The organism is Citrobacter amalonaticus Y19, assembly GCF_000981805.1.
GTDB lineage: Bacteria > Pseudomonadota > Gammaproteobacteria > Enterobacterales > Enterobacteriaceae > Citrobacter_A > Citrobacter_A amalonaticus_C.
The window spans coordinates 4,116,925-4,140,837 of the sequence record NZ_CP011132.1 but is presented as its reverse complement, the minus strand read 5'-3'; the positions used below and the strand labels follow the sequence as shown (position 1 = coordinate 4,140,837).

Sequence of the window (23,913 nt, the reverse complement as noted above, 5' to 3'; positions counted from 1 at the left end):
TTACAAATCCGTTTTCGATTTTGCGCGCCACTGAACATAAAGTTCTCCGCCTGAAGGCCGATAACCTTTGACGAGTCGGGGCAGTAACACACTTAATCACGGGACATCTGAGATGATAAACCAGGTTATCCAGCAGCTAAGCAATTCCGAGGCGAGCGTTGAAAGCTTGCAGGATCGGCGCTTTTGGCTGCAGTGCGAGCGTGCTTACACTCATCAGCCGATTTACCAGACCAGTGGACGCCTGTTAGCGGTTGAACTGCTGACGGTGGTGACGCATCCGGACAACCCGACTCAACGTATCGCCCCTGACCGCTATTTTTCCGGGGTGGCGGTGCGCCATCGCGTTGATATCGTCAAAGAACAACTTCAGTTGCTGGAGCAGAAGGCTGACTTTTTCCAGCGCCATGAATTACTGGCCTCCGTGAATGTTGATGGTCCAACGCTGCTCACCATGCGCCAGCAGCCCAACATTGTGCAGATGATTGAACGGATGCCGTGGCTGCGTTTTGAACTGGTAGAACATATTCACCTGCCAAAAGAATCCTCCTTCGCCAGCATGTGTGAGTTTGGCCCGCTGTGGCTGGATGATTTCGGTACCGGGATGGCGAACTTCTCTGCTCTGAACGAGGTTCGCTATGACTACATCAAAATCGCCCGCGAACTGTTTGTGATGCTTCGACAGACGCCAGAGGGGCGCAATCTCTTCACCATGCTGCTGCAACTGATGAACCGCTATTGCCGCGGCGTGATCGTTGAAGGCGTGGAAACGCTGGAAGAGTGGCGCGATGTACAACGCTCGCCCGCCTTTGCCGCGCAGGGCTATTTTCTGTCGCGCCCGGTCCCGTTTTCCCATCTCGATGAGGTCATTCTGTCACTGTAAAAACCGGCGGTTTCCGCTAACTCCGTCTGGCTGGACTATCTTTAGGACAGGCAAGGGAAGACGTGAGGAGGCTAACGATGACCAAAGCCGGAAAAATAACAGCAGTGATAACAGGGACTTTCTTGTTGTTGATCGTGGTTGTTATCGTACTGATAGCGACATTTGACTGGAACCGCCTCAAACCGACCATCAACCAGAAAGTCTCTACCGAACTTAACCGACCGTTCGCCATTCGTGGTGATTTGGGTGTCGTCTGGGAGCGCCAGACGCAGGAGACCGGCTGGCGCAGTTGGGTGCCGTGGCCGCATGTGCATGCTGAAGATATTCTCCTCGGCAATCCCCCCGATATTCCCGAAGTGACGATGGTGCATCTTCCCCGCGTCGAAGCGACGCTCGCCCCGCTGGCGCTGTTGAGCAAAACCGTCTGGCTGCCGTGGATCAAACTGGTGAAACCCGATGCGCGGCTGATTCGCCTGTCCGAGAAAAACAATAACTGGACATTCAACCTGGCAGGCGCAGAAAACAAAGACCCCAATGCTAAACCTTCTGACTGGTCTTTCCGGCTGGACACGATTCTCTTCGATCAGGGGCGGATCGCTATTGACGATAAGGTCAGCAAAGCAGATATCGAGATCCTGGTCGATCCGCTGGGTAAGCCGTTACCGTTCAGTGAAGTCACGGGAAGCAAAGCGAAAGGCGATAACGCGAAGGTCGACGATTATGTGTTTGGCCTGAAGGCGCAGGGACGATACAACGGCGAACCGCTCACCGGAACGGGAAAAATGGGCGGTATGCTGGCGCTGCGTAGTGAAAGCGCCGCGTTTCCGGTGCAGGCCGATTTACGCTCCGGCAATACCCGAGTGGCGTTGGAGGGCGTGGTTAAGGACCCAATGAAGATGGGCGGCGTCGATCTGCAACTGAAATTCTCCGGAGACTCGCTGGGCGAACTGTATGACCTGACGGGAGTACTGCTGCCGGATACGCCGCCGTTCGAAACGGACGGTCGGCTGGTGGCGAAAATCGATACCAATGCATCGTCGGTGTTTGACTACCGGGGGTTCAATGGCCGGATCGGCGACAGCGACATTCATGGTTCACTGACTTATACGACGGGGAAACCGCGTCCGAAACTGGAAGGCGACGTGGAATCGCGCCAGCTCAGGCTGGCGGATCTGGGGCCGCTGATCGGCGTTGATTCCGGTAAAGGTGCGGAGAAGGCGCAGCGCGCAGAACAGAAAAAGGGCGAAAAGAGCGTACAGCCAGCGGATAAAGTGCTGCCCTATGACCGCTTCGAAACGGACAAATGGAACGTGATGGACGCTGACGTGCGCTTCAAAGGGCGGCGTATTGAACATGGCAGCAGCCTGCCCATCCGCGATCTCTCAACCCACATCATTTTGCAAAATGCCGACCTGCGCCTGCAACCGCTGAAGTTTGGCCTGGCGGGCGGCAGCATCAGTTCGAATATCCATCTGGAAGGGGACAAAAAGCCAATGCAGGGGCGCGCAGATATTCAGGCGCGGCGCTTAAAACTGAAAGAACTGATGCCGGATGTCGAACTGATGCAGAAAACGCTGGGTGAAATGAACGGCGACGCCGAACTTCGCGGCAGCGGGAACTCCGTGGCGGCGCTGCTGGGCAACAGCAATGGCAACCTGAAACTGCTGATGAACGACGGGCTGATCAGTCGCAACCTGATGGAGATCGTTGGACTGAACGTCGGAAACTACATCGTCGGGCAGATCTTTGGCGATGACGAAGTGCGGGTCAACTGCGCGGCGGCGAATCTCGATATTGTGAACGGCGTGGCGCGTCCGCAAATTTTCGCTTTCGACACCGAAAATGCGCTGATCAACGTCACCGGGACGGCGAGCTTTGCCTCAGAACAGCTGGATTTGACCATCGACCCGGAAAGCAAAGGCATCCGTATCATTACCTTGCGTTCGCCGCTGTACGTGCGTGGGACGTTTAAGGATCCGCAGGCGGGAGTAAAAGCCGGGCCGTTGATTGCCCGTGGCGCGGTGGCTGCGGCGCTGGCGACGTTAGTGACGCCCGCCGCCGCGCTGCTGGCGCTGATTTCGCCATCAGAAGGGGATGCCAACCAGTGCCGGATGATTTTATCGCAGATGAAGAAGTGATGGTGTTTGCGCTTACCCGGCCTACAGAAGTGATGGTGTTTGTAGGCCGGGTAAGGCGTAGCCGCCACCCGGCATGTAAAGATTACAGCGACTGGTGACGCGTCTCATGGGTTAACAGCAGCGCGATCAGCGTTAACGCCGCCATAGACGCGAGGTAAGTCCCCACGGCCGCCAGCCCATAGTTGGACTGCAACCATGCGGCGATATACGGCGCGACGGACGCGCCCAGAATCGAAGAGACGTTATAGGAGAACGAGGCGCCGGTGTAGCGCACTTCGGTCGGGAACAGTTCTGGCAGCAGTGCGCCCATCGGCCCAAACGTCAGCCCCATCAGGCTCAGCCCCAGCAGCAGGAAGGCGAAGACCAGCGCCGGATTGCCGGATCCCAGCAGCGGTTTAAAGGCAAACAGCGCAAACAGGATAATCATCGTGGTGATGATAACCATGCTCTTGCGACGACCAAAGGCGTCAGCGAGCAGGCCAGCGACCGGCACCATCACGCCAAAGCCAATAACCGCCATCATCAGCATCCACAACACTTCATTACGCGGCAGGCCCAGACCGACCGGCGCAGCGGCGGTACTGAACGTCATCGAATACACGGTCATGATATAAAACAGCGTATAGGTCGCCAGCATGATAAACGTGCCAAGGATCGTCACGCGAACGTGTTTGGTCAGCAGGGTTCCGAGCGGGATTTTCACCTGCTTTTTCGCGGCAGCCACTTTGGCGAAGACCGGTGTCTCATGCAGCGACACGCGGACATACAAACCGATAATCACCAGCACCGCCGAGAAGATAAACGGCACGCGCCAGCCCCAGTTCATGAACTGCTCATCGGTCAGCAGCCAGGAGAGCAGCAGGAAGGTGCCGTTGGCAAAGAAGAAGCCAATGGGGGCACCCAACTGCGGGAACGAGCCGTACAGCGCACGCTTACGCGGCGGGGCGTTTTCCGTCGCCAGCAGCGCCGCGCCGCCCCATTCTCCGCCCAGTCCCAGCCCTTGACCAAAACGTGCCAGCGCCAGCAGCAGCGGGGCGAAGATGCCAATGGTGGCGTAGCCAGGCAGCAGGCCGATGATCACCGTCGAGATCCCCATTGTCAGCAAAGACGCCACCAGCGTCACTTTACGTCCTACCCGATCGCCAAAGTGGCCGAAGAGCGCGGAACCAATCGGGCGCGCGACAAAGGCGATAGCGAACGTGGCGAGCGACTGTAGCGTTGCCGCTGTCGGGTCGCCCTGCGGGAAGAAGATGTGCGGGAAGACAATCACGGCAGCGGTCGCGTAGATGTAGAAATCGAAGAACTCAATGGCGGTGCCAATGAGCGAGGCGACGACAACCTTATTGCGCGAATTGACCGGGGTATGTTCCTGCTCGTTATCGAGTGTGGTGGCGGTTGCTTGCATAGTATTTTCTTATTTTTGGCGAACGAACGGCCATATTACGCACAGCAAAAGCGACATTTCAATCTGTAACAATCGATCAACATGGTTAAAAATCAGGCAAAAAGCGGATAATGTTTACGCCTGCAATTTCTCGTCTATGAAATGCTTCACACAATTTTAAAGTCAGTGGATAAAACTGGTTTTTGGTTAAATAAAAGTTAAGGACTGGATTTAAATGCTGAATGAGCGAAGAGGCGCGGAAGTAAGTGCCTGACCATATTGCCGGATGACGGCGCAAGCGCCTGATCCGGCCTACGGTTTGCGATGTTTTGTAGGCCGGATAAGCGCAGCGCCATCCGGCAGAGGGTGAGAATCAACGGTGCGTTTTGCCCGGCATCCGGGGGTCGTCTTTGTACTCGGCGGTCGCAATCCAGGCCGCGCAGAACAGCGTCAGGCGCGCAAAAAAGTAGAAGAACGCCATCAGCCCCAGCACGGAACCAAACGCCGCGCCGGAGGGCGATTTCACCAGCGCCGGCAGGGTCCAGGTCATGATGATTTTAATGACTTCAAAGCCAATCGCCGCAATCAGCGTACCGCGAATCAACGCCTTTTTACGCGGGCGGTGACGCGGCAAACGCCAGAAAATCCAGAAGAACAGCAGATAGTTAGCGAAAATAGAGATCGCCAGGCCAATCAGCCGCCAGGTGGGCTTCAGCCACTCTATGCTGTCGAGGTAGAGGGCAGAGATAATCATCTGCTGCGCTGAACCGGCGACCGAGGTGATCGACAGCGTCACAATCAGCGCAATCAACAGGCCAATCAGCGAGATAAAATCACGCAGGTATTTGATCCAGATTTTCTCCTGGTCCTGCGGCGTGCGTTCCCAGACGTCCCGTGACTGGGCGCGTATCGCCTCGCGCAGGTTACCCATCCAGTTAATCCCGGAATAGAGGGCTATTCCTAACCCGACCAGACCGACGGTGGTACGCTGCTGTACTGCCGTATTGATGGTGCTTTTCAGCGTAGCGGCAAGCGTCGGATCGCTGACGTTCATCAGGATTTTATTGAAGATGTCCTGCAACAGCGTGGGATGTGAGGCGAGAATAAAACCTGCGGCGGCAAACGACACCATCAGGATAGGGATCATCGACAAAAACGAGAAGTAGGTGATGGCCGCGCCGAACTGATTCCCTAACCGATCGTTAAAGCGTTCAGCCGCGCGGAGCAGGTGCGCAATCACCGGGATGCGCTGGATTTTTTCGACTGTAGTGGTCACCGTTTTCAGCTTTTCGCTGGCGGCGTTTTTCTTCTCGTGCTTTGCGGTCCCGGTAGTGTCGACTTTGCGCACCGGGTTGTGCTCAAGTTCCTCTGTGGGGCGTTTTACGTCGTTATCCTGCATCATCAGGTCAGGCGTCCTTCTTTTGTTAATTCTCTGGACAGTATAGCGTCTCAGTCCACGTAGTCCTTCATCACGCCGGTCAGCCACTCCATAAACAGGTGCACGCGGCGTGAAAGATTACGCCGGTGCGGGTAGAGCAGCGATACCGGCATCGGTGAAGCGCGGTACTGCGGGAGCACCTCAACGAGCGTACCGCTGCGTAACGCCTCACGGACTCCAACGCGAGGAACCTGAATAATTCCCAGCCCTGCCAGACAGGCGGCGTGATAGGTTTCGGTGCTGTTTACCGCCAGCGTGCCGCCGGTTTTAATCCACTGCGTCCCGCTGCTGGTGGCGATTTCAAAACCCGGCGGTCGCGTCCCCAGGTTTAGCGAGTAGTGCACCACCGCGTGGGAGGCGAGATCATCAAGGCTTTCCGGATAGCCAAAACGCGCCAGGTACTGCGGGCTGGCGCAGTTGATCACCGTAAGCTTGCCCAGCGGGCGGGCAATCAGGCCGGAATCCTTCAGCGTGCCGACCCGCACCACGCAATCAAAACCTTCGCGGATCAAATCCACCAGCCGGTCACTGCTGCTGAGCTCCAGTTCAATTCCCGGATACTGCTGTAAAAAGGCGGGCAGGCGGGGGATCACCAGATTTCGTGCGACGCCAACCGGCATATCGACCCGTAATTTGCCGCTGATGCTGGTGGGATCGTGCTGAAACAGACCGTCCAGTTCATCCAGATTGCTCAACAGATCTTTCGCCCGTTCGTAATAGACCATGCCGTCTTGCGTGAGTTGGACGCGCCGCGTGGTGCGGTGCAAAAGCTGAGTCCCCAGATGGTTCTCCAGCGCCTGAATCTGGCGCGATACACTACCTTTAGGGAGTCCCAGGGTGTCGGCGGCACGGGAAAAACTCTCCAGTTCTGCGACACGAATGAATAACTGCATTGCATGAATTTTATCCATTCTATGACCCTATTGTTGTTCCGGATGAAACAGTCATGCGCAATTAGCGACATTTATTGTTTTTCTATCACCTAATAAGCTTTATCTCAATCAACACAACAGATGAAATGAGGTTTCTTATGACGCAACGTATCGCATTGGTGACCGGCGGGAGCCGCGGACTGGGTAAAAACGCCGCGCTTAAGCTGGCGGACAAAGGAACGGATATTCTCTTTACTTACCACAGCCAGCAACAGGCGGCGCTGGATGTCGTCGCTGAAATTGAGCAAAAGGGCAGGAAAGCGGCGGCAATTCAATTGAATGTCGGTGATACGGCTGGCTTTGTCGCTTTCGCCGCCGAGGTGAAAACACAACTGCAAACCCACTGGAATCGACAGACGTTTGATTATTTAGTGAACAATGCCGGGATCGGTTTATACGCGCCCTTTGCCGAGACGTCAGAAGAGATGTTTGACGAACTGATGCGCATCCATTTTAAAGGCCCGTTTTTCCTGACGCAGCACCTGCTGCCGCTGATCAACGAGGGCGGACGTATTCTGAATGTCTCAACCGGGCTGGCGCGTTTTGCTCTGCCGGGGTACGCTGCCTACGCGTCCATGAAAGGGGCGATGGAAGTGCTAACGCGTTACCAGGCAAAAGAACTTGGCGCGCGTGGGATCTCGGTCAACGCCATCGCGCCCGGCGCGATTGAGACCGATTTTGGCGGTGGACGCCTGCGGGATAATAAAGAGCTGAATGCGTATGTGGCGTCGCAAACGGCACTGGGTCGCGCCGGTCTTCCCGATGATATCGGCGATGCGATTGCCGCGTTGCTCAGCGACGAACTGGCCTGGATGACGGCGCAGCGTATTGAAGTGTCGGGCGGGATGTTCCTGTAAGCCAAATTCAGTAAGCCGTTGTGCTCATTCAACGAACCGTTGTACTCGCTGAATGAGCATGAAATGCGAATTTTAATTCTGTTACATAATTCCGTGCAGGGGACGATTTCTTTTCTCCTGCGCGTTCGTTACTCTCTTCGTGATTTAATATTTAATTAATTTAAGTGACGGTGAAATATAAGGAATTTCTTACTTTATCGCCTATTTTCTATACCCAGATGTAATTCTCATGTTTCAGCTGTAAAAATTTATTTTTTTACTTTCCTCCCGTCCCGATATCTGTAGAATGACCCTCCGCCAAATGGCGAATGTTTATTTTACCCGTCGGGTAATACCCTTCCCCTCCTTAATATTGTTATCGGAAACGGTGGAGAGAGTAATGCAAATCATCATGTTTGACAGGCAGTCAATATTTATTCATGGAATGAAAATCAGTTTACAACAGCGAATTCCAGGAGTGAGTATTCAGGGTGTCAGTCAGGCCGATGAACTCTGGTACAAACTGGAAGAGAACCCGGAAGCCCTGCTTATGCTGGACGGCGATCTTGACGGTGATTTTTGCCGTTGGCTTCTGCAAAAAACGGTGCAACAGTTCCCGCTCGTCAAAACCTTAATTATCGCGACAGACTGCGGTAAAAAAGGGTTGCAGGAACTGGCACAATATAACGTACTGGCCATTATTTCACGCGATTCTGAGGCGGAAAAATTTGTGCTGGCGATCAATAGCGTCGCGATGGGAATGATGTTTTTACCCGGCGAATGGTTAACGACGTCGTCCACAGAATGCCGCGATATTAATGCGTTAAGTACCCGGCAGCGGGAGATTTTAGCGATGCTGGCGTCGGGTGAGTCAAATAAGGAAATTGGCCGCGCGTTAAATATCAGTACCGGAACGGTGAAGGCGCATCTTGAATCACTCTATCGCCGACTGGATGTTAAAAATCGCACCCAGGCGGCTATGCTGTTGGCTCAGTCGTAATAACCTGCACTTATATTACGACCGGAGATCCTGCGGTCGTAATATATTCCTGTTTTAATAACCCCAGCAGCCAGTCATTCTGCCAGCGCTGTTGCAGCCAGTAACTCTCCCTGAGCGTGCCTTCCAGTACAAATCCCACTTTTTCCAGCACATGCCGGGAAGCCTGATTACCTTCAGTGACGCAGGCGGTCAGACGGCGCAGCCCTCCGTGGGTAAACGCGTAATCACAGACGGCCCGTAACGATTCTGTCCCGTATCCCTTTCCCTGCGCGCCGGGTGCCAACAGAAATCCGACCTCGGCACACGCTTCTGTACGGTGAATGTAGCCCGTCACCCCGAGGGGGGCGTGGGTTTCGTTATCGCACAGGATCAGACACAGCCAGTGCGAGTCACCCGGATGCCATGCCGGTAAGCGTGAATCGAACGCTTCGCGAATCTCGCCTTCGCTTCGCGCGTCAGCCACATGGCGCATCACGTCCGGATCCTGCTGGAGTGCGAGAAAAAAAGGCCAGTCGGCAGGGGCGATTGGGCGACAGATCAGGCGGGCTGTTTTCAGTATGGGCACGGGCTCTCTCCTGAGATATTTCTCAATGTTCACGTAGCGGTCACTGTAATAATTATTGAACTTGTTATATCTATAAAAACTAATAATTAAAACAAAGAACTAAAGCAAAATTAATGACCTCCGCATGGGGGCGCTTTCGGCGAAGGAAGAGAATGACAATTAGCGTTTTGACGACACGCACGACCTTTGAGCACTGTCTGGGGATTATCCGCCAGGCCTCGGTGGAGATCTTGCTGCTACTCGGGGTTCATGCCTCCGACGGTAAAGATCCGCGCTGGTTTCTGGAACACCTGGATCAGGCCCGACTGAATCTGGGCGGCTGGAGTCAGGTCGCTCGGCGTTTGCACCTTAACGACGCACAGCTGAGCCAGTTCACGCTGCAACTGCGCCATCTCCAGCAGTGCGTACCGCAATATGACAGCGGGCAGGAGGTCAGCGAGAACCAACTGATTGCCGCCCTGCGCGTGGTCAGGTCGCTGGAGCAACTGCGCCATCATCAGTCGTTACTCAACTTTAAAACAGAGATTGAAGAGGCAGACCACAGTCAGCAAATGCGCGCAGAGCGGCAGTTACGCGCGATTGAACTGACCATGACCGCGCTGATCTCACAGATGTGGCCGGATAAAACGCAGCTCAATAATTACCTTAAAGACAACTTTGGCGCGGATAAGCTCAGACGCTGGATTAAGCTGGGTGAACGCCAGGATCCGCTGAATGGCATGCGTTTTGGTGAGCTGGCGCTGATGATTGTCGATAAGAAGATTTTTACCCGCCACTATTCCGGAATCTTTAACGATGCCTCAGTGCTGACCCTGTTTGTCGAACCGCGTCTGACGTTGCGGGTGTTCCTCGATGACTGTCGGCAGGCTCGTAACACGGTGCTGGCCGGAGAGCCGCTGTCATCGGCACAGTTGACGCTACTCTCCTGCCAGTTTCAGCATATTGTCCGTCCCGTCCAGCGAGCCTATGAGCAGGGACGCGCCCGCATTAACCCGGCAACGTTGATGATTGTCGAAGAGGGGCAACTGGCGCAGTTTTGGGAGGAGGCGCGGAAAAAGGACCGTCAGGCAGGGGGCGACACAGAGGAAATTGGTGAATCGGTTGAACCCCCGCGTAAGCGTTCACTGCGTACGGCTGAAGAACGCGAGCAGTTGATCACCGGCGTGCTCTGGGGAGCGGTGGGGATCATGGTGATTGCCATTCTGGGCGGCGGCGCGTGGTTAGTGAGTTCGCAGCCGTCCGCGCCTGCGCCAAACATCAGGATCACGCAGTCAGAGCCCCGGCGTGAAGTGCCTTCGGCACGCGAAATGGTGACGCAGATGGGCATCACCTGGGATGTGTTCAACATGCGCGCGGCGATAGACAGGAATGACAGTCGGGTCACTGCGCTCTTTTTGCAGGGCGGCATGAACTGGCAGGTCTCGTGGACCGAAGCGGCGTTTGCCCGCAACAATACGGATGTCCTCGAGTTGCTGTTGCGTTATCCCTCACAAATGGATGAAAGCAAACCCTGTCGCCGGTTTATCAACACGCTGGGGCACGCGATGTCTGGCGGTGCGCCGATGACGAGTCAACACAAAGCCTATTTGCGGCGTTTTTGCACTGTGCCTGCGGTGGTATCGCGACAGCAGCATGATGCCGAGCAGGCAGAACGACGCTATCGCGCCGATCCCAGCGCGGATAACAAGAAATGGCTGAAAATCCAGAGCGCCGTTTATGAGGTGATCCGTTAGCCATTACGGCTCGCCATACAGCCCGATTAAGCGGCGTGCGACGCCGTTGGTCCAGCCAAAGCCATCCTGCAACGGATACTCGCCGCCGCCGCCTTCACGCGGGGTGCCGCTGGCGATGTGGTATTTCTCAATGAGCTTATGGTGCTGCTGATAAAAATGGTTCACCGTCTGCAGCCAGCTATGGGCGATTTCATCTCCCAACGCATCATCGCCGTACATCTTAAAGCCCTGGATCGCCATCCACTGTAGCGGTGCCCAGCCGTTGGGTTTATCCCACTGTTCGCCCGTTTCGTATTCAGAAGCCATAATGCCGCCCGGAGTTAACAGGCGGTTACGCACGGTGTCCCCCAGCCGATCGGCCTGTTCATGCGTCGCCATCCCGACGTAGAGCGGCACGATGCTGGCGGCAGAAAACAGCGCCATTTGCTCACGCCGCCAGTCATAGTCGCGATAGCAGCCATTTTCCTCATCCCACAAATAGCGATTGATGGCCACCCGCCGGTTGCTCGCCTTCTGGCGGAACTGTGCCTCAACGTCGCGCTCACCTTTCAGCGCCGAGATATTGGCGATGGCGCTCTCCAGTTTGAACAGGAACGCGTTGAGATCGATAGGGATGAACTGCGTGGTGCGAATGCTTGCCAGTCGCCCGGCATCGCGCAGCCAGCGGGAGGAGTAATCCCAGCCGGATGCCGCGCCCGCACGCAGATCGCGATACACCTCATTCGGTGGCCGTCCTGAGTGTTTGGCGGTTTCCACATCCTCCAGCCATGACTCATCGCGCGGCGTGTCGCGGTCATCCCAGTAGCGGTTGAGCAGGGAGCCGTCCGGCATCCTGACGACATGGCGATAGGCCTGGTTGAGCACCAGCGACTCTGCGCCATCCATCCAGAAGGCATACTCCATCTTCAGATGGTCGAGGTAGCGCCGTGCGCCGCGTACGCCGTCCTCCTCGAACAGTTCGACCATCAACGCAAACACCGGCGGCTGCGAACGGCTGAGATAATAGGTGCGATTGCCGTTCGGAATGTGGCCGTAGTTTTCAATCATCCACGCGAAGTTATCTGCCATACATTTCAGCAGGTCTTCCCGACCGCTTTCCGCCAGGCCCAGCATGGTGAAATAGGAGTCCCAGTAGTAGGTTTCGCTGAATCGACCGCCCGGTACGATATAGGACTGTGGCAGTGCCAGCAGCGATGACCACGGAATGTGATCCTGTGGTTCGCGGGTTAGCACCGGCCACAGCTGGTCGATATGCTCTTTCAGGGAATTTTCGGGGTTAGAGACATATTCGGTGCCGTACTCTTCCGGCAGCCAGAAATGATTTTCGACAAAGCGACGCAGGTCGAAGTCCCGGTGACGGCGGACTTTACGGTAGCGGATCAAGATATCGAGCGGATCCATTTTCGGCGCGCAGTCAGGAAAGGTTTTGCTGTCGGCAAAAATTTTTGAGCACTGAACGTGCTCGAACAGTTCGAGATAACGGTCGGCCGGCGTCAGGGCGTCAGAGGCGGGAAGCCCCTCAATCATCTCTGGTTCGGGTTCTGCCTCGATCATCTCATCCAGCTTTAACTCGCACGGATCCGTTTCGTAGAAAAGATCGACGTCGATCGTGAATTTCTCTGACGGGGCGTGTTGCAGTTTCTGGTTGATCATAATGAGAAAGGCCTCCGGATTGCGTCGTAAAGGATACGGGTGTTGCCCGGCTGTCTTTTAAGCGTAGACATTCGCTTCGGTACGTGGGGTGCAAAGCGTGCGGTAGATCACGTTTATGTAACCAACGTGAAGTGAGGGCGCTTCACAATTCATTGATAACAGATGAAAAGTTTTATTAAGCGTGTGCTGGCGAAGTCCTGTTTTCGGAACATTCGAATGAAACAGTTTGTGAATAATCTCCCGGTACCGGACAGAAACTGATGGCCTGTCCGGACCGGCATTGGCGCAAGGGGCTTTCAGGGTAGCGTGTAAGTTACCGTTGCTCTTGCCGTCCACGCCCCTGTCGCCGCGGGTGATGAGGGGCGCCATGCGAAGCGGGCATCAAATGGGGTGGTTACCGCCGCGTGTGTTGTCGCCGGGGCGCCACACAGGTTAACGCCAGAAACATTCCGAATTTCGAAACTGACGCTGCCGGTTGGGGTGGGACAATTCCAGGCAACCAGCGCTGGAAAACTCGTTGACGCTCCCATGTTATAGGTGACATCGGCGATTGCCCTGATTTGAAAGGGATATTCGTGCCATGAGGGGTAGGTATAGCCAGCAATATTCCCGACGGTGATATTCACAGAGGGGAATACATCCAGGGCGGGGGCAATATAAGGATTATTCACCTGCTGAGGGGTATAGCCCGCAAGAGTGCTGCTGATCACTCGCATATGCTCGGTCTGAAGTCCGGAGGCAAATCGAATATAGCCACTGGTGACACTGACACTTACAGGTAAAACATAATAGCGTTCACCCGCACATGAAAACATATGGTCCGAACCACGACTGCTCATGAATTCCACCAATGGCGTTTCAGTCACATTGATAATGGTTTCATAGGCTGAAAAACTGCGATAGGTTGTGAGTGTCGAACTGGTACCTCTGGTAATGGTGGCACTTGCGATTGTCGATGATGTCAGCGCGCCGTCGCTATCATATGTCCTGTCATTGCCCGTCGCACTTATAATATAAGTATAGACACTATTTCCGGACGATGGAGTGACCATACGGATGACGCTTCCTGCTATAGCTGTGCTCTTGCAATTTGCCCATCCTCCCGGAGTTGTCACCCGATAAACATATAAAATATTACTGGTAGGTTGTACATAACACCGGGTTAAATCAACCGTGACGGTTGTCTGACTGCCGGACGCCGTGGCGCCTCCTCCACAGAGGGGAGTAATCTGCGTTAAAAAATGATTTGCAACGTTTGTTGCCTGTGCATTGTTGATATAAGCAATGGTTGTTGTTGCTGCTGAATTTCCTATGGCGAAAACATTGGGGGTTGTGGTAAAACCAATTGATGCCGTTGGGTCCGGTACAGATTGCCCCCAGTTAAAAGCCGATGCGAATTGTATTTGTCCGCCTGTGAATGTAATGCTGCCATCCGGATTCACACCGGCATACAGTTTACTGGAAACCAGTAATGGCACCGTTATTATAAAGAGGGTGATCAGGTTTATTTTTTTCATCATAATATGTACTCGTTAACTCGTCATTATTCTCTGTCGCGGTGTATCGTATGACGGTCGCCAGTTATTTACAGACACTTTCAGCCATCCATAGCCCAGACAGATCATCAGCTTTATTCGCAGTAAATTCAGCCTCGCAGAATTGTTCATGTCCATTATTCCATTGCACATGAATAATGCCTTTATCCGGCATACCTGCCATGAACACTTCACCTTCTTCACCCACAATAGACGGATTCTCTGTATCAGCCGTCCCCTTCTCACGAACCAGCGTGGCGATGGCGCCAAAGGGAACGGGACTGCCATTTTGTTGACGTAAATTCAGCAATACGCGATGGCCGACAGCGGTTTTGTATTCCGCCCTGACGATAGCGCCGCGGGTCGGGATGACTTTCTCTGACATATAGGCGATTTCCGCATCTTCCTTTAATGTCTGGCTATCGATCCGGAGATCATTACGCTTGTAGGGATTAAGATAGGGAACCACAGCATAACCCCGGCTGTCAGTTGAGATACCTGGATAGTTTGCAACACGAACATCTTCAACATCCGGTACGTTGACTAAGCCGATGGTCTCACCCAACTGTTGCGATAGCGTAATGCCATGTTCGTGAATAACCATTCCGCCGACAACACCATAACTATATTGCTGGCTATCCCTGCTGTGATTGTACGACCCGTTTAGCGTCCCGAAGCCGCTTTTCCAACTGATATTTCCACCAACGGCTTGATCGTTATTTTCATTATGTGCGGCATTAATGCCCCAGTTGAGACTATAATCTTTCAGCGACGAGCCATTAATACCTAAATGATGACGTGTCCCCACGCCAGAAGTATGGGTGGAGCCGTAGGAAGCATAGGTTCTGCCAAATAATGAATCCAGCGGTACCGTTAATTCCAGCGCGAATACTTTATCCGTTGCGGCAAAACCGTAGAGTTCGGTATTACGGTTCCAGGAGTAGTTAATATTGAGTCCAACATCCCCAATGTTTTTATAATAGCCGACATTGGCCGATAAACTGCGCCGGGTCTTGTCCCAGAAGTCCTCTCTCACCAGTGAAAGGTTGAACGCCCCCAAAGTCTGTCCCAGATCCTGACTCACCATGAGTTCGGCCCGATTCCTGCGGCGTTCACTGATATAACCCGGAATATCTCCACTGCTACGATAAGTCCCCAGCGTTTCTTCCAGCGAATGGAATCCATCCGTCGAGTAGCGATAACCGGCTATGGTGAAGTTGGTTCCTGTTTGCTGGAAATTCTTGCTGTAACGAATACGATAGGACTGACCTTGTTGTTTGTGATCATTCTCCGGGGTAGAAATGGAATGGATGACGTCCGCTGAAAATGCCCCCCATGCACCGATATTTTTTCCTACACCCAGGGCATAAGACTGATATTTATCGCCTGCATTTTGGAGACCACCATACAGCGTCACTCCCCACGGCAGCCCATAAATACTCGTTCCCTGCAGAAAAGTATTCTTTTCTGTCCGTGAATCATAAGAACGATATTGACCCCCGGTGAGACTGTAGCGAAATCTCCCTTCTCGTTGTAAAACAGGCAGCGAGGCATAAGGTATTATCATATGTTGTTCGCTACCATCGGCTTCTTTGACAGTCACATCGAGGTCACCGGAACCGCCAGTAGAGGCCAGGTCAGTAATTTCAAAAGCGCCGGGTGCTACGGTTGTATCGTAAACCACGTAGCCATTCTGACGAACAATGACGTGTGCCTCACTGCGGGCAACACCGCGAACGACCGGGGCATAATTGCGAATACTGGAAGGGAGCATGTCATCATCGGATGACAGCTGAAAGCCACGAAAGGGGACGCTGTCATAAACATCCGAAGGTGCCGTGCTGTCACCCACTATCATCTGGCTCTCAAGCGCCACAATATTTCGTTGAATATAACTGTACACCGTATCCCATTTATTCATCCCGTGATTGCTGCGCTGCCACGTCGTGTAGTTACGCAGTCTCCACGGGCCGATGTTCAATCCTGGTCGAAGGTTCAGATAGGTACTGTTATAAGAATCGATGCCCCGGATACGGCTCTGATAACTGTTGGCGCTGTAATTCATCAGAAAAGCCGGGATCCCTTCATCCCAAAGTTCGGGAGGCACCGCATCAAGGCTCGGCGTATTCATTGCGATCTGAGGAATACTGAAATTCAGCCGCTGCCGGTTAAATTGAAAGTCGGTAAAGGCTCCCGGAATCGCCGAAATATCTGCGCATTGCCCTTCACCCGAACTCAGCTTCGGGTATGATTTGGTGCGTACTCCCCATAACCCGAGCTCTTCTGCGGTAATACAGGCTTCCAGTTTCCCATCGGCATTCTTTGAAAAAAGAATATTTCGAGGATAAGCGGTCATGGCCTCATTATTGACAGAAATATCCACCAGATAGGCACCTGGCGTTTGGCTCTCCGCGCGTTCAAATACCGAAAGATCGGACACCCCTCCTGGGGCGGCATCATCCATTTCAAGAAAGGCCGGGTTGAAATACTCTTCTGCCAACGATGTTCCTGAGTGTGCCATGCAAACAGAGATTACTAACGCGCAAATAGACTTCATCCTAAAGATTTTCTTCCCCATTGCTTTGTCCTCAGCAAATGTGTAAATCAAAATGTTGCTGAAAATTCTTCTCCTGCACCGCCGTAGTCATTAATCACTTTCCATTTCACATTATTATTAGACGTTCCGGATGGAATGTTATAAAGGCGGACAGACCTGGGTGCTATATACGTTTGCTCTGGCAACGAGGGTGAATACGTTTTGCCACCAATAACGAGCATACTCAGGTTCATATAAAACGGTGTCGGATTGGTCGCCTGAATCTGATTTCCGATCCTCTTCCAGACCAGTTTATTTGCGTTCTCCTCAGGACTACCTACCACTGAGTTGGGTCGATAAATGAACTTGAGTCTGTTTTTAATGGCAAGTTGCAGGACATTAGATTGTACCTCTGACTTTTTTGCCGAGGGGATAGATTTAATATTTAACCAGTACAGTGTTTCGCGATCTTCAGCAAGTTTTCCCCCGGTACGAACGGCACGTAAAATGTTCTCCTTCCCCGGGTCTAACCTGAATAAGGGCGGCGTGACAATAAAAGGCGCTTTGACTTTACTGTTCTCACCTTCATCGACCCACGACTGAATGAGTACCGGAGACCCTTTATCGCTGTTTGCCACCGTTAAGGACACTTCTTTTTTGTCACCCGGAAAAATAAGGCGTGTGCCGCCGATTGAAACACCCGCATGGCTGGCGCTGGCAAATAACAGACCTGAGAGAAATGCAGGCAAAATGAAATTAAATTTCATCATTACTCCACTCAAGGAAGGGAGTGTCCTCCCTTCCTTTTAGACAATCTTAAAGGTAAGAGATATTGACCTGAGCCTGACCGTTAGCTGCGCCTGGGGTCACTGACGCCGCCGTACTGATATAGTTAGCTGTAAAGTTAAGGTTCTGTGACGCGTCGGTCGTCAGCGCCATTCCCGAATCCGGGGTATTGACCACAATCGGTGTGTTATCCGCTTTTTTAATCTGAATCGCGACGCCGGTTGCCCCGCCCGTCACTGCCAGATTCGTGGTATCAGCCGTGCCGACAAAGGTTACCAGGGCTGTCGTAGGACTGCCCGCCGCTGTCGGGCAGTCTGTTAACGAAATAGCGAAGGGAACCGCTAACGTCGTTGTACCCGGTGCAGAAAAATAAGATGGGCCATAGTTACCCATCGTGACGTTGACTACGCTATCTGCAGAAGCCACCCGGCAGGTGCTTGCCAGAATAGTGCCGTTAAAGTTAACCGTTGCGTCAGCCGCGAGTGCTGAATGTGTCGTGAATAATGCAAGACCTAAGGATAATGCAATCCCAGTGAGCTTTTTCATATAGTTAATTCCTTTTGTAAAATTCATGCTGTAGGCGCAGTCCGCCACAGCCCGAGTAAATTGAAGAGAACTGCCAGACATACATGCAAAAGAATACCGCCTCAATAAAGAAGTTTATTGTTACGACATGAATGTTTCCTGATTAACATATCAGATAGTGGCCTGTTGATTTTTCTGATTTCTGTATTTTGGATAAAAATTGAGAATTAACCCATTTTATTATGCAGCGTCTTAAAATTAATAAGTGCTCGTGCTGACAGTACGTGTATTGGGCCAATAACCTGAACTCAGGCATATCTGTTGGGGGTAATGGTCGGATAATATAAAGTCAGAACGGTTCTTCAATTAACGCAGGAGGTAATGTTTTTATGACTGGGGAATAGCGTCATAAAAATAAGTGGCATATAGAGACTATTCGTACAGGAATTATTGTTGCTGATGTTAATTTATCGGCGGGAGAGCGTTGTCATATGGGGAGGAACTAACTTGTTCATTTTTTTAGTGCAGAAAAAACCCCGTGAAATCACGGGGTCAGGAAAATTAACGCATGGTCACAAACTCTTCCGCTGCCGTCGGGTGAATGGCGACAGTGTTGTCGAAGTCTTTCTTGGTGGCGCCCATTTTCAGCGCCACCGCAAAGCCCTGCAACATTTCGTCCATGCCAAAGCCGATGCCGTGGATGCCGACGATTTTCTCTTCCGGGCCGACGCAGACTAACTTCATGCGGCACGGCTGACGGTGCGAGGTCACCGCGGTATACATTGCGGTAAACGAGGATTTGTACACTTTCACCTGGTCGTCGCCATACTGCTCGCGCGCCTGCGGTTCAGTCAGACCCACGGTGCCGATCGGCGGGTGGCTGAAGACCACGGTCGGGATATTGCTGTAGTCCAGATGCTCATCCGGTTTGTTGTTAAACAGGCGCTCGGAAAGACGACGGCCTGCTGCAACGGCAACCGGCGTTAGCTCGACGGCACCGGTGTTATCCCCAACCGCATAAATCCCATCCACGCTGGTGTTCTGGTATTTATCGACGACGATATACCCTTTTTCGTTGGTTTTTACGCCAGTTGCCGCCAGGTTGAAATTATCAGTGGCCGGTTCGCGACCAATCGCCCAAATCAGGCAATCGACCGTTTCGCTGCGACCATCTTCCAGTTCGAGCGTCAGGCTACCGTCGGCGTTTTTTACCACCGCTTTCGGGATCGCGTGGGTATGGAGCGTCGGCCCTTCGGAATTCATCACCTCGACCAGGGTGTCGGTGATCATCGGGTCGAAACTGCGCAGTGGTGCGTGTTTACGTACGAACAGATGGGTTTTGGCGCCCAGACCGTTAATCACGCCCGCCAGCTCCACGGCGATATAACCGGCGCCGACAACGGCGACGCGCTCCGGCAGGGCAGGCAGTGCGAAGAAACCGTCAGAGTCGATGCCGTATTCCACGCCCGGAATATTCGGGTGGCTCGGGCGACCGCCGGTGGCAATCAGAATGTGATCGGCAGTGATCGTTTCGCCATTCACTTCAATGGTTTTGGCATCGACAAAGCGGGCAAAGCCTTTGATCACATCAACGTTATTCTTACCCAGCACGTTGTCATACGAGGTGTGAATGCGGTCGATGTAGGCGGTACGACTGGCAATCAGCGTATCCCAGTTGAATTTATTGATCGTGGCGTCAAACCCGTAGTCCGGGCCGTACAGGTGGATCGCTTCACGGATCTGCGCAGCATGCCACATCACTTTTTTCGGGACGCAACCGACGTTAACGCAGGTGCCGCCCAACTCTTTGGCTTCAATCAGCGCACACTTCTGGCCGTACATGGCTGCACGGTTAATCGAGGCGATACCGCCGCTGCCACCGCCGATGGCGATGTAGTCATAATGCTTGCTCATGAGTCTTATCCTTCCGTTCTGATTGCCGCGATTGTATACCTGAAATCACCAGGTTTCACCGATGACTGCGATTACTCTGGCACGATCCAGTTTACCGAGGTATGCCCGATACCGGCTGGCACCAGTTTGCTGTGTAGCCACGGCAGCACGGTATTCATTTGCGCTTCCAGCTTCCACGGCGGGTTGATCACAATCATGCCCGAGGCGGTCATGCCGCGCTGGTCGCTGTCCGGGCGGACCGCCAGCTCAATTTGCAGGATTTTACGGATGCCGGTCGCTTCCAGATCGTGCACCATGCGCTTGATTTGCTGACGTAATACGACCGGATACCACAGGGCATATGTCCCGGTGGCAAAACGTTTATAGCCTTCGTTGATCCCGGTGACGACGGCCTGATAGTCCGATTTAATTTCGTAAGGCGGGTCGATGAGAATCAACCCACGACGGGAAACCGGCGGCAGCTTTGCCTTCAACTGCTGATAACCGTCGGCACGGGCTACACGGGCACGCTCATCTTTCTGAAATTCTCCCCGCAGCAGGGGGAAGTCACTTGGATGCAGCTCCGTCATGTGCAGACTGTCCTGCGCGCGCAGCAACTGACGGGCGATCAGCGGGGAGCCTGGGTAATAACGCAGTTGTCCGCTGCGGTTAAAGTGTTTAACCACGCTGATGTACGGCTCCAGTTCGGCAGGCAGATCGTCCTGCTGCCAGATGCGGGCAATGCCTTCCAGGTATTCACCGGTGCGTTCAGCATGCTCGCCGCTCAGCTGATAACGGCCCGCGCCTGCATGGGTGTCCAGATAGAGAAACGGTTTATCTTTCTCTTTGAGCGACTCGATGATCAGGCTCTGAACCGTGTGTTTAAGGACGTCGGCGTGGTTGCCAGCGTGGAAGCTGTGGCGATAACTGAGCATGGGTAAACGTGTTCCAGGTTATAAACGTAGGCCCGATTAGCGTCACGCTTTCGGGCGAATAAAAAGCATATCGCCACAGTATACAGAAAAGTCACCGCTGCCGCGAAAGCGCAACGCCTGGCATTGAAATTCACTACACTTAACCCCATGCTACATACATTACATGGCGGATGGCGACGCTAACGCGTCTTATCCGACCTACGGGTGCCTGCCTTTGTAGGTCGGGTAAGGCGCAGCCGCCACCCGACAACAACGCGCATACGCGTTTGTTTCCCCCTTTTTAACCAGGACTGTGCATATGACGAATCCATTACTGACTCCCTTCGAACTGCCGCCGTTTTCCGCAATCAAGCCTGAGCATGTTGTTCCCGCCGTCACCAAAGCGCTGAACGACTGCCGTGAAAATGTGGAACGTGTGGTCGCGCAGGGCGCGCCGTATTCCTGGGAAAATCTTTGCCAGCCGTTGGCGGAAGTCGATGACGTCCTGGGGCGTATTTTTTCTCCGGTCAGCCATCTGAATTCAGTGAAAAACAGTCCGGAACTGCGCGAAGCCTATGAGCAAACCCTGCCGCTGTTGTCGGAATACAGCACCTGGGTCGGTCAGCATGAAGGTCTGTACAAAGCGTACCGCGACCTGCGTGATGGAGACCATTACGCCACACTCAATACCGCGCAGAAAAAAGCCGTTGATAACGCGCTGCGTGATTTTGAACTCTCCGGGATTGGCCTGCCGAAAGAAAAACAGCAGCGCTACGGAGAGATCGCCACCCGCCTGTCTGAGCTTGGCAACCTGTACAGCAACAACGTGCTCGACGCCACCATGGGCTGGACGAAGCTGATTACTGACGAAGCCGAGTTGGTCGGGATGCCGGAAAGCGCGCTGGCCGCAGCCAAAGCGCAGGCCGAAGCAAAAGAGCAGGAAGGGTATCTGCTGACGCTGGATATCCCGAGCTATTTGCCGGTGATGACCTACTGCGACAACCCGGCATTGCGTGAAGAGATGTACCGCGCCTATGTGACCCGCGCCTCCGATCAGGGGCCGAACGCAGGCAAATGGGATAACAGCCCGGTGATGGAAGAGATCCTCGCTCTGCGTCATGAACTGGCGCAACTGCTGGGCTTTGAAAGCTACGCCTTTAAATCGCTTGCCACCAAAATGGCGGAAAACCCGCAGCAGGTGCTGGAGTTCTTAACCGATCTGGCAAAACGCGCGCGTCCGCAGGGCGAGAAAGAGCTGGCGCAACTGCGGGCTTTCGCAAAAGCAGAGTTTGGCGTTGATGAGCTGAACCCGTGGGATATCGCGTACTACAGCGAAAAACAGAAACAGCACCTTTACAGCATCAGCGACGAACAGCTGCGTCCGTACTTCCCGGAAAACAAAGCGGTGAACGGCCTGTTTGAAGTGGTGAAACGCATTTACGGCATCACCGCGAAAGAGCGTCGCGATGTGGATGTCTGGCATCCGGACGTGCGGTTCTTCGAACTGTATGACGAAAACAACGAACTGCGCGGCAGTTTCTATCTCGACCTGTACGCCCGTGAAAACAAACGCGGCGGGGCGTGGATGGACGACTGCGTCGGTCAGATGCGCAAAGCGGACGGTTCACTGCAAAAACCGGTCGCCTACCTGACCTGTAACTTTAACCGCCCGGTCAACGGCAAACCGGCGCTGTTTACCCATGATGAAGTGATCACCCTGTTCCACGAATTTGGTCACGGCCTGCACCACATGCTGACCCGTATCGAAACCGCCGGGGTTTCCGGGATCAACGGCGTGCCGTGGGATGCGGTCGAACTGCCGAGCCAGTTTATGGAAAACTGGTGCTGGGAGCCGGACGCGCTGGCGTTTATCTCCGGTCATTACGAGACGGGCGAACCGCTGCCGAAAGAACTGCTGGATAAAATGCTGGCGGCGAAGAACTACCAGGCGGCGCTGTTCATCCTGCGTCAGCTGGAGTTCGGTCTGTTTGACTTCCGTCTGCATGCGGAATTTGACCCGCAGCAAGGGGCAAAAATCCTTGAAACGCTGGCGGAGATTAAAAAACAGGTCGCCGTGGTGCCGGGGCCGTCCTGGGGTCGCTTCCCGCATGCCTTCAGCCATATTTTCGCTGGCGGCTACGCGGCGGGGTATTACAGCTATCTGTGGGCCGACGTGCTGGCCGCGGATGCGTTCTCACGTTTTGAAGACGAGGGGATTTTCAATCGGGAGACCGGTCAGTCGTTCCTCGACAACATCCTGACGCGCGGCGGCTCCGAAGAACCTATGGAACTGTTCAAACGCTTCCGTGGCCGCGAACCGCAGCTCGACGCGATGCTGGAGCATTACGGGATCAAAGGTTAGTCCACGAGTGAAAATTTGTTTACTGGATGAAACGGGCGCCGGAGACGGCGCCTTATCTGTTCTGGCTGCCCGCTGGGGGCTGGAACATGACGCAGACAATCAGATGGCGCTGGTGCTGACGGCGGAGCATCTGGAGTTGCGTAAGCGAGATGAACCGAAGCTCGGCGGCATTTTCGTTGATTTTGTCGGCGGGGCGATGGCGCACCGACGCAAATTTGGCGGTGGTCGCGGCGAGGCGGTGGCCAAAGCGGTTGGCATCAAAGGTGATTATTTGCCGGATGTGGTGGATGCCACGGCAGGGCTGGGGCGCGATGCCTTTGTGCTGGCCTGCGTCGGCTGTCATGTGCGGATGCTGGAACGCAATCCGGTGGTGGCGGCGTTGCTCGACGACGGACTGGCGCGCGGCTATGCCGATGCGGAAATCGGCCCGTGGTTGCAGGCGCGACTACAGCTGATCCATGCTTCCAGCCTGACGGCGCTGACCGATATCACGCCGCGTCCGCAGGTGGTCTATCTCGATCCCATGTTTCCCCATAAGCAAAAAAGCGCGCTGGTGAAGAAAGAGATGCGGGTATTTCAGTCACTTGTGGGGGCGGATTTGGACGCTGACGGCCTGCTTGAACCTGCGCGTCAACTCGCGACCAAACGCGTGGTGGTGAAACGCCCGGACTACGCGCCGCCGCTGGCGGATGTCGCCACGCCGAATGCGGTGGTGACCAAAGGGCACCGGTTTGATATTTATGCCGGCACGCCTTTGGCGGATTAACAGATTGCCTGATGGCGCTGCGCTTATCAGGCCTACG

At 54.0% G+C, this 23,913-nt stretch carries 18 protein-coding genes; 7 read left to right on the top strand and 11 right to left on the bottom strand.

Features of this window, described 5'->3' with window-relative positions; translation table 11 throughout:
- Positions 1-112: 112 nt before the first annotated feature.
- Together pdeH and F384_RS19100 are read left to right on the top strand one after the other, a co-directional pair.
- Complete coding sequence (pdeH, locus tag F384_RS19105) at positions 113-880, top strand: cyclic-guanylate-specific phosphodiesterase (protein ID WP_046491895.1); 768 nt, start codon at positions 113-115, stop codon at positions 878-880.
- Positions 881-957: 77 nt separating this feature from the next.
- A complete protein-coding gene (locus F384_RS19100) occupies positions 958-3,018 on the top strand; it encodes an AsmA family protein (RefSeq protein ID WP_046491894.1) in 2,061 nt (686 codons plus the stop codon).
- Positions 3,019-3,100: 82 nt separating this feature from the next.
- Here the strand turns inward: F384_RS19100 and F384_RS19095 are convergent, their stop codons facing one another.
- From F384_RS19095 to F384_RS19085, 3 genes are all read right to left on the bottom strand, one after another.
- Entirely contained in the window at positions 3,101-4,423 is a 1,323-nt protein-coding gene (locus tag F384_RS19095; RefSeq protein ID WP_046491892.1) for an MFS transporter, read from the bottom strand.
- Between the two features lie 352 nt (positions 4,424-4,775).
- A complete protein-coding gene (yhjD, locus tag F384_RS19090) occupies positions 4,776-5,804 on the bottom strand; it encodes an inner membrane protein YhjD (RefSeq protein WP_046491890.1) in 1,029 nt (342 codons plus the stop codon).
- A gap of 47 nt (positions 5,805-5,851) precedes the next feature.
- On the bottom strand, positions 5,852-6,751 hold the full coding sequence (locus F384_RS19085; RefSeq protein ID WP_046491888.1) for a LysR family transcriptional regulator: 900 nt from the start codon (positions 6,749-6,751) through the stop codon (positions 5,852-5,854).
- A gap of 119 nt (positions 6,752-6,870) precedes the next feature.
- Here F384_RS19085 and F384_RS19080 point away from each other — a divergent pair, with 119 nt between their 5' ends.
- Both F384_RS19080 and F384_RS19075 read left to right on the top strand, forming a co-directional pair.
- Positions 6,871-7,629, top strand: coding sequence for an SDR family NAD(P)-dependent oxidoreductase (locus F384_RS19080; protein ID WP_046491886.1), 759 nt, complete (start codon positions 6,871-6,873; stop codon positions 7,627-7,629).
- Between the two features lie 379 nt (positions 7,630-8,008).
- The gene (locus F384_RS19075) at positions 8,009-8,608 is read left to right on the top strand and encodes a helix-turn-helix transcriptional regulator (protein WP_046491885.1); all 600 of its coding nucleotides are present in this window, start codon (positions 8,009-8,011) and stop codon (positions 8,606-8,608) included.
- 10 nt (positions 8,609-8,618) lie between these two features.
- On the opposite strand, the gene F384_RS19070 is transcribed toward F384_RS19075, so the two are convergent.
- Positions 8,619-9,173 (bottom strand): GNAT family N-acetyltransferase, encoded by a 555-nt coding sequence (locus F384_RS19070; RefSeq protein ID WP_046491883.1) that lies wholly within the window; start codon positions 9,171-9,173, stop codon positions 8,619-8,621.
- Positions 9,174-9,325: 152 nt separating this feature from the next.
- Between F384_RS19070 and F384_RS19065 the strand changes: the two genes are divergently transcribed.
- Positions 9,326-10,906 carry an STY4199 family HEPN domain-containing protein gene (locus F384_RS19065; RefSeq protein WP_046491881.1) on the top strand — a complete coding sequence of 527 codons (1,581 nt, stop codon included), beginning with the start codon at positions 9,326-9,328 and terminating at the stop codon, positions 10,904-10,906.
- A gap of 3 nt (positions 10,907-10,909) precedes the next feature.
- Here F384_RS19065 and F384_RS19060 read toward each other — a convergent pair whose 3' ends face one another.
- The 7 genes from F384_RS19060 to F384_RS19030 form a co-directional block, all read right to left on the bottom strand.
- Complete coding sequence (locus F384_RS19060; RefSeq protein ID WP_046491879.1) at positions 10,910-12,559, bottom strand: alpha,alpha-trehalase; 1,650 nt, start codon at positions 12,557-12,559, stop codon at positions 10,910-10,912.
- Between the two features lie 296 nt (positions 12,560-12,855).
- Complete coding sequence (locus tag F384_RS30005; RefSeq protein WP_155404024.1) at positions 12,856-14,079, bottom strand: hypothetical protein; 1,224 nt, start codon at positions 14,077-14,079, stop codon at positions 12,856-12,858.
- Between the two features lie 61 nt (positions 14,080-14,140).
- Complete coding sequence (locus tag F384_RS19050) at positions 14,141-16,594, bottom strand: fimbria/pilus outer membrane usher protein (RefSeq protein ID WP_226991608.1); 2,454 nt, start codon at positions 16,592-16,594, stop codon at positions 14,141-14,143.
- A gap of 104 nt (positions 16,595-16,698) precedes the next feature.
- Positions 16,699-17,397 carry a molecular chaperone gene (locus F384_RS19045; RefSeq protein WP_046498406.1) on the bottom strand — a complete coding sequence of 233 codons (699 nt, stop codon included), beginning with the start codon at positions 17,395-17,397 and terminating at the stop codon, positions 16,699-16,701.
- 49 nt (positions 17,398-17,446) lie between these two features.
- Positions 17,447-17,962: a fimbrial protein gene (locus F384_RS19040; RefSeq protein ID WP_046491876.1), complete on the bottom strand. Its 516-nt coding sequence runs from the start codon at positions 17,960-17,962 to the stop codon at positions 17,447-17,449.
- A gap of 540 nt (positions 17,963-18,502) precedes the next feature.
- On the bottom strand, positions 18,503-19,855 hold the full coding sequence (gene gorA / locus F384_RS19035) for a glutathione-disulfide reductase (RefSeq protein WP_046491873.1): 1,353 nt from the start codon (positions 19,853-19,855) through the stop codon (positions 18,503-18,505).
- A 71-nt stretch (positions 19,856-19,926) separates the two neighbouring features.
- On the bottom strand, positions 19,927-20,769 hold the full coding sequence (locus tag F384_RS19030; protein ID WP_046491872.1) for a 23S rRNA (adenine(2030)-N(6))-methyltransferase RlmJ: 843 nt from the start codon (positions 20,767-20,769) through the stop codon (positions 19,927-19,929).
- 298 nt (positions 20,770-21,067) lie between these two features.
- Between F384_RS19030 and prlC the strand changes: the two genes are divergently transcribed.
- Positions 21,068-23,110 carry an oligopeptidase A gene (gene prlC, locus F384_RS19025; RefSeq protein WP_046491869.1) on the top strand — a complete coding sequence of 681 codons (2,043 nt, stop codon included), beginning with the start codon at positions 21,068-21,070 and terminating at the stop codon, positions 23,108-23,110.
- Between the two features lie 7 nt (positions 23,111-23,117).
- On the top strand, positions 23,118-23,876 hold the full coding sequence (rsmJ, locus tag F384_RS19020; protein WP_046491867.1) for a 16S rRNA (guanine(1516)-N(2))-methyltransferase RsmJ: 759 nt from the start codon (positions 23,118-23,120) through the stop codon (positions 23,874-23,876).
- Positions 23,877-23,913: the final 37 nt, after the last annotated feature.